The organism is Exiguobacterium sp. s160 (assembly GCF_018617575.1).
Classification (GTDB): domain Bacteria; phylum Bacillota; class Bacilli; order Exiguobacteriales; family Exiguobacteriaceae; genus Exiguobacterium; species Exiguobacterium aestuarii_A.
Map to the genome: position 1 here is coordinate 1,094,783 of NZ_JACSKK010000001.1, position 14,706 is coordinate 1,109,488.

A 14,706-nucleotide genomic window follows, 5' to 3' on the forward strand; every position below is an offset into this window, starting at 1 on the left:
GGAACGAGAATGATTCCATACAAACATGAACCATTCACAGACTTTACACAAAAAGAGAATGCCGATGCAATCCAAGCGGCAATCGAGAAAGTGAACGGTGAGCTCGGGAAAGACTATCCGCTCGTAATCGGTGGGGAAAAGGTTACGACGGAAGGAAAAATCACGTCTTACAACCCAGCGAACAAAGAAGAAGTGATTGGTCGCGTCTCAAAAGCAAACCAAGAGCTCGCAGAACGTGCGATGCAAGAAGCACTCACAGCATTTGACTCATGGCGCCATGTGGACCCAGCCGTCCGCGCAGACGTCTTGTTCAAAGCAGCGAACATCGTCCGCAAACGCAAGCACGAGTTCTCAGCTTACCTCGTCAAAGAAGCTGGTAAGCCATGGAACGAAGCAGATGCGGACACAGCAGAAGCAATCGACTTCATGGAATACTATGCACGTCAGATGCTCGAGCTCAAACCTGGTAAGAAAGTCGAGAGCCGTCCAGGCGAATACAACCGTTATGACTACATCCCACTCGGGGTCGGGATCGTCATCAGCCCATGGAACTTCCCGTTCGCAATCATGGCCGGTACAGCTGTTGCGGCAATCGTTGCCGGTAACACGATTCTCTTGAAGCCAGCTTCAACGACACCAATCGTTGCTGCGAAATTCGTGGAAGTGATGGAAGAAGCAGGTCTTCCAAAAGGTGTCCTCAACTTCATCCCAGGACCTGGTGCAGAAGTTGGAGACTACCTCGTCGACCATCCGAAAACTCGTTTCATCAGCTTCACAGGATCGCGTGATGTGGGACTCCGCATCAACGAACGAGCTTCTAAGTTGAACGAAGGTCAAATCTGGCTCAAACGCGTCATCGCAGAGATGGGCGGAAAAGATACAATCGTCGTTGACGAGTCAGCGGATCTCGAACTCGCAGCACAATCGATCGTCAAATCGGCATTTGGTTTCTCAGGTCAGAAATGTTCAGCTTGTTCACGTGCCGTCATCGTCGACAGCGTTTATGATACGGTACTTGACCGCGTCGTCGAACTCACGAACGAACTCTCTGTCGGAAACACAGAGAAGAACGAACACTTCATGGGACCTGTCATCGACGCAGCAGCCTTCAAGAAAATCACATCGTACTTCGATGTGGCAAAAGAAGAAGGACGCATCGTCGCAGGTGGAAACGCCGATGACTCAACAGGCTACTTCATCGAGCCGACGGTCGTCGCAGACGTCGACCCGAAAGCACGTCTCATGCAAGAAGAGATCTTTGGACCAGTCGTCGCTTTCACAAAAGCGAAAGACTTCAAAGAAGCGATTGACATCGCGAACAACACAGAATACGGCTTGACAGGTGCGGTACTCACACGTGACCGTATGAATCAAGAATACGCTCGTCAAAACTTCCACGTTGGGAACCTTTACTTCAACCGTGGATGCACAGGCGCAATCGTTGGCTATCAGCCGTTCGGTGGATTCAACATGTCAGGTACGGATTCAAAAGCAGGTGGACCGGACTACATCCAACTCCACATGCAAGCGAAGACAACATCTGAGACATTCTAATCAAAAAGAGACGTTCCCAAGGGAACGTCTCTTTTTTCAGTGTGCTTTAAATGTCTGCTCGAACATGATGGCGATCTCTTCTTGATGGAGCAAGAACAGGTCAAACAGCGTCGGATCGAACGCCCCTTTCATGTCTTTCATCGCGACAATCGTATCGTCATGGGAGAAAGCAGGTTTATACGGGCGAACCGTCCGTAACGCGTCATAGACGTCGATGATGGTGACGATTCGGGCCGCGAGTGGAATTTCCTCTCCCTTCAACCCTTTGATATATCCTGTCCCGTCCCAACGCTCATGATGATAGAGCGCGATCTGATAGGCCATTTGGATAAAGTAGTTTTGAGGGAACTGTATCTGGAGATCCTTCAACACTTCACCCCCGACGCGCACATGATCTTTCATGAAGACCCATTCTTGGTCGGATAACTTATTCGCCTTCAATAAGATCGAATCTGGTACAGAAATCTTCCCGATGTCATGAAGCGGTGCCGCAAGTCGAATCCCTTCGATGAAGAGTGGCGACACGTCCGGGTGATGATGGTCATATAAAATCGTCGCAAAGAGCGTCGACAAATCTTGTACCCGCTCGATATGGTTCCCCGTCTCATTGTTACGGAGTGCGGACAGCCGTAACAACGTCCGGACGAGCCCCTCTTGATAATCGATCATTTCTTTTTCCCGCTCGGCGAGGATACGCTGTGCTTCTTCCCGTCCCGCTTCGATCCGGTGCCGTTCGACCGCACCAAGAAGGGCATTACTGAAATCTTGCAGTGCCTGTTGCTCGTATTCCGTGTACGTTCGCTCCGAGACGACGGAATCAAATCCGACGAACCCTTGGCACGTCTTGCCTTGCATCATCGGGACCGCCAGCAAGCTTTGAATCGACTGCGGTTCGAGAATCCCGCGGACGACACTAGTTTCTGGTAAATCTGCCACGCGGGGAATGTACATCGTCTCGCCTGCCACGTGAGTGTTGACCCATTCGGGCAACACGTCGATCGGCACGTCTTGAAGATTGTCCATCTCGGCGGTGATGCCCTCGGCGCACCACTCGAACGTGTTGTGACAAACCTGATTCGTGAAATCGTAATCGAAGACATAGACGCGGTCGACCGCGAAATAATGTCCGAGTTCGGCTAGCGACTGGTCAACCCGCTTTTTGAAATCCGCAATCTCTGTTGTTAAAAAGCGATTGAGGAGTGACGAAAGCAGGTGATGGAGTCGCTCTTGTTGTTGTAACTGTAACGTCAATGATTCATGCGAAGTTGCCATGTGCCAAACCTCCCTTTTGTCTGGAATATATGCAATCGTTCCATGAGTTTATTTTACCCAATTTTCAGTCTTTTTACCCTGCTTATCCCAATTGAAAAACCGGGCGACGATGCACCCGGTTCTTCATCAAACTTGCTTTAACAAGTTCGCCATTTCAATGGCTGATGTTGCTGCTTCCCAGCCTTTATTTCCCGCTTTCGTACCAGCCCGTTCAATCGCCTGCTCGATCGTCTCCGTCGTCAATACGCCAAAGATGACCGGGACCTCCGATTGATAGCTCGCTTGCGCGATTCCTTTCGCCGCTTCGTTACACACGTAATCAAAGTGTGGCGTCGCGCCACGGATGACGGCCCCTAGCGTGATAACCGCATCATATTTTTGACTCATCGCCATTTTTTTCGCCACAAGCGGGAGCTCAAACGCACCCGGGACGAATGCGAGTGACACGTCCTCTTCTTTCACGCCATGACGCTTCAATGCATCTCTCGCACCGTCTAGAAGACGCATCGTGATCAAGTCGTTGAATCGACCGACGACGATTCCAATCTTTAAGCCTTCTCCTACTAAATTACCTTCAAATGTATATGTCATCTCATTTATCCTCCAATATGGTTCATTTTGAGTTGTTTCGTCATACGATATGATTCATTCGCTTCGTGCGCACCGACGTGAAGCGGGACACGCTCGACGACGGTGATGCCACATGATTCCAAGGCATCGACTTTTTCAGGGTTGTTCGTCATGAGTCGGACACGGCTCACCCCGAGGTCACGGAGCATCGCCGCACTGACACGATAGTCACGCATGTCGGGATGGAATCCGAGTGCCTCGTTCGCCTCGACCGTATCCAACCCTTCCTCTTGTAAGGCATAGGCTTTCAGTTTGTTCACGAGTCCGATTCCTCGCCCTTCCTGACGCATATAAAGGACAATGCCCGACTCCTGTTCGATTCTCTCGATGGCTGCATCAAGTTGCGGACCACAGTCACATCGGAACGACCCAAAGACGTCTCCCGTCAAACATTCGGAATGGATCCGAACGAGCGGGATGTCTGTAAGCGTCTCGGTCACGAGTGCCACATGCTCTTGTCGGTCGAATCGGTTCTCATATCCGATCATTCGAAACGTCCCTTTCGATGAAGGGAGTGACACGTCCGCTTCCCGCGTGACAAGGCTCGTCTCCATATATCGAACCAATTCTTCGATTGTGATGAACGCCAAATCATGACGCTTTGCGACTTCAACCAAGTCCGGGACGCGGGCCATCTCCCCGTCTTCTCGAATGATTTCACAGATGACGGCTACCGGCTCACTGCCTGAAAGTCGTGCCAAATCGACGGATGCTTCCGTGTGACCACGACGAACCGAGACCCCTCCTTTTTTGGCGATGAGCGGGAAGAGATGTCCCGGTCGTTGAAAGTCAGAGGGACGTGATGACGGGTTCGCTAATTCACGAACGGTGTGGGAGCGCTCGCTTGCCGAGATGCCTGTCGTCGAATCGATATGATCGACGCTGACTGTGAACGCCGTACCATGCGGGTCCGTGCTATTCGTCACCATTGGTTCAAGCTCAAGGCGTGCCGCCACTTCTTCGGCGACGGCCGCACAGACGAGTCCTTTCCCTTCCGTGATTAAAAAGTTCATCGTCTCGGGTGTCATCTTGTCACCAAGCACGACAAAGTCACCTTCATTCTCACGATTCTCGTCATCGACGACGATGATCGGACGTCCGCGTCTTAATTCCTCAATGGCCCGTTCAATCGAATCAAACATTACCATCCCGCCTTCCCATAACCTTGTGATACCAAAGATTCGAGTGTCATCTTCGACTGTCCGACTAGTTTTTCCATATATTTTGCCAACAGGTCACATTCCAAATTGACAGGTTCACCGACGTGCTTCGACCCGAGAACAGTCTCACTATACGTGTGCGGGATCAACGACAGCGTAAACCCACGTTCGGATACGTCGAATACGGTCAGACTCGTCCCGTCCACCGAAATCGATCCCTTCGGCACGATGTATGAAAGAAGCGAAGGGTCGCATTGAATGTCGACATATACGGCATTCGCGATTGGACGCTTCTTGGTGATGCGCCCGACGCCGTCAACATGCCCGGACACGAAATGCCCGCCGAATCGTCCGTTCGCAGGCATCGCCCGTTCGAGATTGACGCGCGTCCCTGGCTTCACCCCATCTAGACTGGATGCTTTCAGTGTCTCTGGCATCACATCAACGGCGAATGTCGACGCGTCAAACGTTGTGACCGTCAAACAAATCCCATTTACCGAAATGCTGTCGCCGATTTTTACGTCATCGAGCACCTTTGCCCCCGATAGGACGAGCCGCAAAGACGGACCGTTTCGTTTCACCGCTTTGACCGAACCAATTTCTTCTACGATTCCTGTAAACATCAGAGCGCCCCCTTTCGAAGGACGACTTTCAGATCGGGTCCGATCATCTCGACCTGCTGAATCTCAAAACGAGAAATCGTATCCAGCGAGCCTTCCTGTTTTGAACGGTAGACACCGTTTTTCCCGCCGAACACGCGCGGTGATTGATAGGCAACCCATTCATCCACATACCCTCCGTCAAGAAGGGACGTGACAAGTGTCGGTCCCGCCTCGATCAATAAGCGTCCAACCCCGTTCGCGTAAAGTGTCTGGAGCACGTTTCCGAGCGACGTATAATCGAATAACTCGATTCCCATGGCACGTGCCTGTTCCCGTTTCTCTCTGTCGTCCGACGAGGTGAACAGAAGCACTGGGACGTCTTCGGCCGTTCGGGCAAGCGTGCTCGCGAGTGGCAAGCGAAGGTCACGGTCGAGGACGACTCGCTTCGGTTGACGTGTCTCACGGTCCAATCGAACGGTCAGTGCCGGATCATCCGCAAGCACCGTTCCGATTCCCGTTAAAATCGCATCGGTTTTGGCGCGTAGTTCATGGACGTCACGACGGGCTTCCGGGCTTGTCACCCATTGACTCTCACCAGAATCCAATGAAACTTTTCCATCGAGACTCGTCGCCGTCTTTAAGATGACGTACGGTCGCTTCGTCTCGAGCGCTCGCAAGAACGCTGGATTTAGTGCCCGTGCCTCCTCTTCAAGTAACCCGACTTCAACTTCGACGCCAGCCGATTTGAGGCGCATGATCCCTTTTCCGGCAACGAGCGGGTTCGGGTCTTTCATGGCAATGACGACTCGTTTGACTCCGGATTCAACGATCAAGTCGGCACACGGTGGTGTCTTCCCGTGATGCGAGCACGGCTCAAGCGTGACGTAAAGTGTCGCCCCGTACGCTGCCGCACCTGCCATCTTAATCACGTGAACTTCAGCATGTGGTTCGCCCGCCTTGAGATGGGCGCCTAACCCAACGACGCGACCGTCTTTGACGAGAACGGCGCCGACAAGTGGGTTCACACCAGTCTGTCCGTCGGCAGATTTCGCCAATTGGATGGCTTGTTGCATGTACTGTTTCATCGTTCTCCCTCCTTTTTTCCGTACAAACAAAAGACCCTAAGGAACGGTCCTTAGGGTCTTGGTGGGAGGGTTTCGTCGTTTTTGGGCAAGCCAAATAAACGTTTTCTTTACAGAAAAGCGTACGACGAAGCACAGGTCACGCAGACCTGTTTTTTGTTCCTTCTCCCATCCAGACTATACTGTCGGCTCTAGAGTCTCACTAGATCCACCGTTCGCACACGTGCGCCCGGGTCACGGACTTAGGGCATGGCCCATCACCGCCGGTTGGGAATTTCACCCGACCCCGAAGGAATATTTGTTTGTACAGATTTACTGTATCGCAATTGTTTTTATTTCGCAAAACAAAAAACGCTACCCGTGAGAGTAGCGCCTCGATTATGCGAGAAAGAGGACGACGAGAAGTCCGACAATCCAGCAATAATATGAGAAATACTTTAATTCGCCTTTTGCCATGATGTGCTGGAACCACTTCAACGAAATCGCAGTCAACACATAAGAAGCGATAAACGCCAAGATGAGCGGACCGAACAAGTCACGTGTTTCTGGGTTCGTAAATAACGCCGGACCGTCCAAAATCATCGTCCCGAGACTGATTGGAATGAACAAGAAGAACGAAAAGCGAAGTGCTGATTCTTGCTTGATTCCGAGCAACATTGCCATGACGATGGTTGCTCCAGAGCGACTGATTCCTGGGATGAGCGCCACCGCTTGGGCGAGTCCAATCAATACGGCGTCACGTAACGTGATCCCGCCGTCTCCTTTATTCCCGCGCATGTTTCGAATGAACCAAAGCGCAAGACCCGTAATGATGAGCGTGTATCCGACCGTCGCGACGCCACCGAGTACTTCTCCAATCCAGTCACCAAAAATGACACCGAGCACACCGGCCGGAACCGTTGCGACGAGGAGCAATCCGATAAACTTCACATCGACCATCGTCTCATCTGTCCGATCTTTCTTGAACAGGAACGTCCATAAACTGACGATGAGGCGGACGACATCTTTACGATAGACCGTTAAGACCGCGAGGAGCGATGCAAAATTTACGAAAACTTCAAATGACAATCCCGGCAAGTCGATGTTAAATAATTCTTGGAAGATAACAAGATGTCCGCTCGAGGAAATCGGGATCGGCTCCGTGAATCCTTGGATCAATCCGAGCAACGTATAAAATAACCAAACTGTCATAATGGTAATCCTCTTTTCTGTTTTTCACTCAATGCGCCTATTTTAGCAGAATTGGACTTTCGTTGACCAGCTGTTAAAAATTTTTTGATGTAATTTCAATATTCGATTGATTAGTCTGAAAATTAAATTTATTATAGAAGGGTACTCATCTGGAGCGAAGGCGATGACCCCATTTCTCCAGTTGGGTACTTTTTTATAAAAATATGACATTTTTGGTTGATTAAAACTTTTTGTTTACATTTATCACGAAATTCGATTTAATTTGTAATAGAACTGTTACCATTTTTTGAAATGTTTTTCTGTGACTTTAGACCTATCCAATTCTTAGAAATTGTTTAATAATTTTCAAAATCACGTTAATAAATCCGAAAAACCATCCGATAGTATGATTGTAGGAGCATTTTTTTCATCTTTGTCGGTTCATATTTGAGTCCACGGAAGGAGGAACCATCATTGAGTCAAACGCTAACCACTAAATCCCATCACCTGTCCACCGAACAACAGAGGATGATCCATTGCATCCGCCTTCTCGGGGACTTGTTGAAGGAACGTCCACGCCGCTCTGTCTACCGTCGCTTTGCCATGGAACAGAATTGGCCATCTCCTGAATCCATCATCAGACAGTTCGGGTCATGGGCTGAGGCACTTGCCATCGCAGGCTATGAATGGCATGGAGAAGCAACTGTCGAATTGCCAGACAAAATGCCGAAGTATACACGCGAGGATATCATCGAGACGCTTGCACTTTATTCGCGAGACATGGGCTCGATCATTACCTTGAAGAAGTATCAGCAATGGCGAAAGCTCCATCCGAAGGCACCGAGCCATTATCATATCGTCAAGACGTTCGGTTCGTGGCATGATGCCTGTGCCGAGGCAGGACTTGAGGCGAGTGTCACCTATTCGAAAACAGAATTATCTAACGCGCTACGTGAAGCCATTCAGGAAATGGGCTTCTCCCTCTCATTCGAAGCATATCGGGAATGGGCGAAACGCAACAACAAGCCTTCGACAAAAGCGATCCTACATCGCTATGGCTCTTGGTCAGCCGCCGTTCATGCGGTGGAATCGGAACTTTATAATACGAACTCATAATCTTTTCATACAAAAGGAGGATCCGCCATATGGTGGATCCTCCTTTCATCTGACTTCTGTGGATAGTTCTTGATAGTGGGCGACCCGGTCACGACCATTGAACTTGGCCCCGACATACATGGCTCGGTCCGCATGCCGGAGTACCGTATCCAAGTCTTCATATTCATGAATCGTCTCAATCCCAATACTCGCTGTCACCGTGATGCGTGTCCCTTCCGTACCAAAATCATGGCGTCTCAGCGCTTCCCGTATCTTTTCACCGACCAGATGGGCTGCCGCCTCATCCATTCGGGGGAACACGAAGACAAATTCTTCTCCACCATACCGCGTCACCAAATCCGTCGCCCGAACGCTGCGCGTGAACAATTGTCCGGCCTCAATCAACACTTCATCCCCGAACGCATGTCCATACGTATCGTTGATCGACTTGAAGTGATCCAAGTCGACGAGGAAAAGCGAGAGCGGATAGGATGCCACGTCATTCAATCGTTCTGTCGTCCAGCTGCGTAACGCCCGCTGATTATGTAGGCCCGTCAAAGGGTCCGTCAAACTCTCATGTTGCAGGCGGTCCCGCTCATCGATTCGCTCGATCGACCACGACAACGTTTTAAGGAGCCGGTTCACTTCGATGGCAATCGGCGTCTCATACGCGCCGTTGGCTGTCGTCGACACCATACAGCTGACGGCCGTTTCCGCTCCCCAAACGGGCTGGATGACGAGCGCTGAATGATGCAGCTCTTGCTGCTGTTGCTGTAGCTCGGGATGCCATTCATGTAACGAATCATAGACGAAACATGGCTCATCCTCGTCTTGATAACGCTCAATCGTATAGGCGTCCGGCACACTTGGGATGATGCGTCCCGTCATGTCATAAAACGTCCGCTCCCCTTTTCGGTTGACCTGCAGCCAACCACGTTCGACTTCCACAACGTCACGCAGTCCGTTCCAAAACTTTTCAATCAACAGTTGCTCGCTATCGACACGGTATAGCTGTTCTTTCAATCGCTCGACCTGATCGACTTTTGTTTTCGTCTCTTCTGTCTCCGTTGCTTTTGACATCGACATTTTTAAGACAGATAACACGAAGAACGTGACGATGAGACCGACGTACCCAAACACGTGATACGATTCAATCGCGATCATCGTGAACAACAGTTCGAGTGACACGACGAGCCAATCGAATCGAATCAATCGCCACATGATTGGGAACGGGATCCGCTCCCCGACCATGAAATAAGACAAGGCAAAACTCATTGTCAAGACGATGAAAAGTGTCCCTAAGAACGCCAACATCGCTACTCCCTCTTGCATCAAATGAACGGGTTCACCGATGCGTCCACCGAGTCCGATATAGGCCAGTCCCGGTAACAAAACGAGGAGGCACTCGATCACCGTATTCAGCGGATAGAAATGTAAGAAACGCCGCCGCCCGACCCGACGATTGAACGTCCTCGCTTGAAAGGTAAACAAGAGGAGTTGCCCCATCAGGAGGGCCGGGGCAAGCCCGTAGAGGAAGAACGTGATAAAGACGAACATCTCATGGAACGTAAAATGGAGATGTCTACGCTTTAGCGGGTTCATGACGAACAAAGCGCCTAGCGTATAGATAAACCAAAACAACGGCCAGTCGAACGATTCCAGGTGGTGTAAAGTCAAATACGTCACACCTGTGAAGACGATTGCCCACGCGAGCCAGCTCCGAACTAGATACTTCCGAAATCGCATCGTCTTCTCCCCTTTTCTCGTTCATTTTTTCTAGTATGACCCGTAATGCAAAAACATTCCAGCAATTGTTTGAAAGTTGAGACAATGAAATATTGAAAAGATTCCCAATCAGAAGTTTTGTAGACATGAATGTCGGCAACAGTCAATGAAAGGAGGCTATAACGATGGACCTTTCCATGTTTCTCATCACGTTCCTACTCATTTATTCGCTGACAATCACATTTCTATTTTTACGAAGGCAAAAACAGAATTGAAGCATACAAAAGGCGATTCTCTCACGAGAAACGCCTTCACGTCTTATTTCGCTTTCAAATACGAGATTCCGATTGACCCAGATCCCGTATGTGCCCCGAGAAGCGGGGCAAGAGTGTCGACCCGAATCGGAATGTTGTCACCGAGTCGCTCTTTCCACTCTTGTGCGAGTTCAGGAACGTTGCCGTGGAAAATCGAGACGTCTTTACACTCACCAGACTCAATCGCTGCACGCAACACTTCGAATAAGTGAGCCTGTGCTTTCTTATACGTGCGGACCGTTTGATACGGGACAATCAACCCATCCTCGAATCGGAGCACCGGTTTCAATTGAAGCATGTTCCCGATTAACGCCTTCGATTTTGAGATGCGTCCGCCTTTTTGCATCTGCGTCAAGTTTTGCAGAGTCAGCTCAATCCGTACGTCTTCAACGCGTTCCTTCATGTAGGCTTCCACGTCTTCGAGTGCGTCGCCTCGTTCGACACGTTCAATCAACTCTTCCAGCATGAGCCCCATCGTATAGATCCCCGCTCGTGAATCAATGGCGAGTAACTTAAATTCTGCAATCTCAGCACCTTGTACAGACGCCGAGTACGTTCCACTCAAGTCAGAGGACAGGTGAATCGCGATTCCCATGTCGTACTCTTCCTTCAACTTCTCATACAGTGTGACAAAATCTCCAATGGCTGGCTGGCTCGTCGAAACGCGCTCCCCGGCATCAATCCATTCATAGACGGTCGTGGCATCGACTTCAATCCCGTCTTTATACGGTTGGTCCCCTTTGACGACATAGAGCGGGACGATATGAATATCTGGGTGGTTCACTAAAGCATCTGGAAGGACGATTGTACTGTCCGTGATGTATGCAATCTTCATGAAAAGTTCTCCCTTAAAAAAGTTTTTAGTACCTGGTTATATTATTTTATCACAGGTGAAGCGGTTTCACTATTTTTTCAAAACATCCTGTGTGCAACTTGTCCAATCTGACTTCGAAAAGGGTACATGATACATAACGAACAAAGGAGGCGAACGAGAGATGATTCAGCTCGAGAACGTCAATAAAATCTATAAGACCGGCGACGTGGAAACGGCTGCCTTAAAAGAGATTAACCTAAGTATTCGTGACGGCGCGTTCGTCGTCATCCTCGGACCGAGCGGAAGCGGGAAAAGTACGCTACTCAACGTCATCAGCGGACTCGATACCGTGACGAGCGGCAAAATCACATTCGGAGACACGGTGCTCACTGACTTGTCCCCCGAACAGATGACGGCATTTCGGCGCGACCACCTCGGATTCATTTTTCAACAATACAATCTCCTTCAAAACTTGACCGTCTACGAGAACGTACAAATCGGGTCCGATTTGACGAAAGACCCGCTCCCCATCGATGAATTGCTCGACCAAGTCGGGCTCGCTGCAGCGCGTGACAAATATCCCTATCAACTATCCGGGGGCGAACAGCAACGGGTCTCTGTCGCCCGAAGTCTCGCTAAAAATCCAGCAATCGTCTTCTGTGACGAACCGACGGGCTCGCTCGACGAGGAGAATTCGAAGAAAGTGCTCGAGCTGTTAGAGCGACTGAACGAGACGTATCAAAAGACAATCGTCGTCATCACGCACAATAACGGAATCAGTGACATGGCGGACGATGTCATCAAAATGAACTCCGGTCGAATCGTTGAAGTGACCCATCACGACACCCGCGTCGCGGCACGTGACATTCGTTGGGGATAAGGAGGTGGCGACATGCTGTACAAAAACGTGTGGAAGACGCTCAGTAAGAAATGGATGCAACTGCTCGCCATCGCCATCATCATCGTCATGAGTTCACTCACGTACACGATGATGTTCTATGGAATTAGCGGAATCGAAGTTCCGACCGAAGAATACTTGGAGGAATCGAACCAAGAAGACTTCGCCATCGAGATGCTCAACCGGGTGACGGAAGAAGAATTACGTGACCCCGATGTTGCTACACTCGCTGAAGCCGGAACGTTCACACTAGCCGACATCAAGCAGGCAGACGAGGAAGTCTTTAATCGTTTGATCGCATCACGCATCGATGCGGTCGAACAAGAGATGCCAGAGGCGACGATTGAACTCCGTGACCTAAAAGCGATCACGTACACACTCGGTGACGCGGAACATCGCGGTCTCTTGCTAAAAGAATCCGATTCAATCAACCGTTCCTATGTAGAGGCGGGAGCAAGACCGAGCACGAACGACGAGGTCGCCCTGAACAAAAAGTATGCTGAAGAGAATGGAATTGAAATCGGGGACACGATCGACCTTGGCAGACCGTTCACCGTCAGCGGGTTCGTCCTCTTTCCGGACTATACCCTCCCCCTCTTCGACGACAATTTTTTCAATCTAGATCCCGGCTCCCAGACGCTCTTACTCATGACAGACGAATCGTTCGAATCGACCGTCGGACAAGAATCGTTCCGCCTCTCCGGTGTGACGGAACAGACGGTCATCACCGATCTCGACCTACCGTTTGTCGTGTCTGTCATGGAGACGGAAAATATTATCCGTAGCGGTGCGATTTACAGTGAAATCTCTTCTGGGAAAGCGATGGCGCTCGGGCTCAGCCTCTTTATCGTCTCCATCGCCGTTATCATCGTCGCCATCCTGATCTCGAATATGCTTGAGGCGGAACGCGGTCAAATCGGACTGTTGAAGGCGATTGGGTACAGTCGTCGACAAATCGCAGCACCTTATCTCGTCCTCATCTTAATCTTCGCTTTCTTCATGCTGATCATCGGCTATTTCCTTGGTCTTTATTTCGCAGACCCGTTGAAAGAACTGTATCTCGATTTTTATCTCTTACCGTCCATCACCATCGCCCAGAGTCCGCTCGTCTTTTTGACGGCCGTATTTGCGCCACTGCTTTTCTTTGCACTCGTCGCAGGAGCGGTCATCTACAAGATCATGGGAGAAAGCGCCCTCGCCCTCTTATCGCCTCGGGACAATGTTTCCTTGAATCGCCTGAGTCGGCTCGTTAGTCGACTATTGAAACGCGCGAGCGGCAAGACGAAGTTCAAATACTTGTATGCGGTCAAGAGCACGGGAAGCTTCCTCATTTTCTTCCTCGGCATCTTGTTCTCGACCATCCTCATCGTCTTCGCCCTCATGATGAACGGGGCTGTCGATCGAATGACCGTAGGTGGTTTGAATGAAGCAGTGTATGAATACGAAGCCTATACGGACGGTTCACCGCCAATCGAAGACGGACAAGAGCCGTTCCTCACTTACCCGTTCGCATTTGTCGAAGAGAAATTGATTACGTTGAAAGGTTTAGAGATTGACAATACCTTGTTCCCGCTACGTAACGAAGATGGTGACACATTAACACTTGAACCCGACGGACTAATCGTCTCCTCGTCACTCGCCCTCAAACTCGGTCTTGAAGTCGGTCAGGACATCGATGTCGAACTGAACGAGGAGACGCTGACCTATCCGATTGTCGGGATTGCCGATGAATTCTCTGGAGACTTCGCCTATTTGCCCCGGGCGACGCTAAGTGAACTGCTTACCGACGGCGCGACAGACGAGTTGTTCAATGGCATTTATGCGACGGAGCGCCCGAACGACTCAGACTATCCGACCATCCTGTCCCGTCAAGGGTTGATTGAACAATCCGAGTCCATCAATCAATATATGAACTTCATGATGAATGTCTTGATTGGTGGTGCGTCTCTCATCGCCTTCAGCATTCTATTCGTCCTGACGGCGCTGACGGTCGAGAAGAACTACTACGTCATTTCGTTATTGAAAGTGATGGGATACCAAAAACGGGAAGTCCGTTCGATGATTCTGAACAGCTACTTCATCTATGCGCTCGTCTCGGCCCTCTTGAGTATTCCGATTGCCCTGTTGACGCTTCGGGTCATCATCGTCGTATTCGCAGAAGATTACGGGCTCGTCCTACCGCTTGAATTCGAATGGATCTATATCGTCTATACGCTCGGTGCGGTCGTTCTCCTCTTCTTCCTGAGTACGTTTGTCAGCCGACGGAAAATCGATCAAATCCCACTTCAGGAAGTATTAAAGACATATCAAGAATAATTTATGCCAAAATAGGGCATAATAAGAGATAGACCAGGCCTCTCTAGAAGAGGGGCCTGACTTTTGCAGAAAAG

General features: G+C 50.1%; 12 protein-coding genes and 1 riboswitch. Of the genes, 4 read left to right on the top strand and 8 right to left on the bottom strand.

What is annotated here, in order from left to right:
- Window positions 1–9 precede the first annotated feature (9 nt).
- Window positions 10–1,554, top strand: a complete 1,545-nt coding sequence (pruA, locus tag KNO86_RS05655) for an L-glutamate gamma-semialdehyde dehydrogenase (RefSeq protein WP_074036480.1) — start codon at window positions 10–12, stop codon at window positions 1,552–1,554.
- Between the two features lie 36 nt (window positions 1,555–1,590).
- Here pruA and KNO86_RS05660 read toward each other — a convergent pair whose 3' ends face one another.
- From KNO86_RS05660 to KNO86_RS05685, 6 genes are all read right to left on the bottom strand, one after another.
- Window positions 1,591–2,826 (bottom strand): GAF and HD-GYP domain-containing protein, encoded by a 1,236-nt coding sequence (locus tag KNO86_RS05660; protein WP_214693833.1) that lies wholly within the window; start codon window positions 2,824–2,826, stop codon window positions 1,591–1,593.
- A 126-nt stretch (window positions 2,827–2,952) separates the two neighbouring features.
- Entirely contained in the window at window positions 2,953–3,417 is a 465-nt protein-coding gene (ribH, locus tag KNO86_RS05665; protein WP_214693835.1) for a 6,7-dimethyl-8-ribityllumazine synthase, read from the bottom strand.
- Window positions 3,418–3,422: 5 nt separating this feature from the next.
- Window positions 3,423–4,598, bottom strand: coding sequence for a 3,4-dihydroxy-2-butanone-4-phosphate synthase (gene ribB, locus KNO86_RS05670; RefSeq protein WP_214693837.1), 1,176 nt, complete (start codon window positions 4,596–4,598; stop codon window positions 3,423–3,425).
- On the bottom strand, window positions 4,598–5,239 hold the full coding sequence (gene ribE / locus KNO86_RS05675) for a riboflavin synthase (protein ID WP_214693839.1): 642 nt from the start codon (window positions 5,237–5,239) through the stop codon (window positions 4,598–4,600). The genes ribB and ribE overlap by 1 nt, the downstream gene beginning before the upstream one ends.
- Window positions 5,239–6,303 carry a bifunctional diaminohydroxyphosphoribosylaminopyrimidine deaminase/5-amino-6-(5-phosphoribosylamino)uracil reductase RibD gene (ribD, locus tag KNO86_RS05680; RefSeq protein ID WP_214693841.1) on the bottom strand — a complete coding sequence of 355 codons (1,065 nt, stop codon included), beginning with the start codon at window positions 6,301–6,303 and terminating at the stop codon, window positions 5,239–5,241. Before ribD ends, ribE begins: the two co-directional genes overlap by 1 nt.
- 153 nt (window positions 6,304–6,456) lie before the next feature.
- Window positions 6,457–6,598, bottom strand: a riboswitch (FMN riboswitch).
- Between the two features lie 80 nt (window positions 6,599–6,678).
- Window positions 6,679–7,491: an undecaprenyl-diphosphate phosphatase gene (locus KNO86_RS05685; protein WP_214693843.1), complete on the bottom strand. Its 813-nt coding sequence runs from the start codon at window positions 7,489–7,491 to the stop codon at window positions 6,679–6,681.
- 453 nt (window positions 7,492–7,944) lie between these two features.
- Between KNO86_RS05685 and KNO86_RS05690 the strand changes: the two genes are divergently transcribed.
- A complete protein-coding gene (locus tag KNO86_RS05690) occupies window positions 7,945–8,586 on the top strand; it encodes a homing endonuclease associated repeat-containing protein (RefSeq protein ID WP_074036465.1) in 642 nt (213 codons plus the stop codon).
- Between the two features lie 45 nt (window positions 8,587–8,631).
- On the opposite strand, the gene KNO86_RS05695 is transcribed toward KNO86_RS05690, so the two are convergent.
- Window positions 8,632–10,311, bottom strand: a complete 1,680-nt coding sequence (locus KNO86_RS05695; RefSeq protein ID WP_214693845.1) for a sensor domain-containing diguanylate cyclase — start codon at window positions 10,309–10,311, stop codon at window positions 8,632–8,634.
- A 297-nt stretch (window positions 10,312–10,608) separates the two neighbouring features.
- On the bottom strand, window positions 10,609–11,439 hold the full coding sequence (locus KNO86_RS05700; protein ID WP_214693847.1) for a DegV family protein: 831 nt from the start codon (window positions 11,437–11,439) through the stop codon (window positions 10,609–10,611).
- A gap of 160 nt (window positions 11,440–11,599) precedes the next feature.
- On the opposite strand from KNO86_RS05700, the gene KNO86_RS05705 reads away from it, so the two are divergent.
- Window positions 11,600–12,298, top strand: a complete 699-nt coding sequence (locus tag KNO86_RS05705; protein WP_214693849.1) for an ABC transporter ATP-binding protein — start codon at window positions 11,600–11,602, stop codon at window positions 12,296–12,298.
- A 12-nt stretch (window positions 12,299–12,310) separates the two neighbouring features.
- Complete coding sequence (locus tag KNO86_RS05710; RefSeq protein ID WP_214693857.1) at window positions 12,311–14,632, top strand: ABC transporter permease; 2,322 nt, start codon at window positions 12,311–12,313, stop codon at window positions 14,630–14,632.
- Window positions 14,633–14,706: the final 74 nt, after the last annotated feature.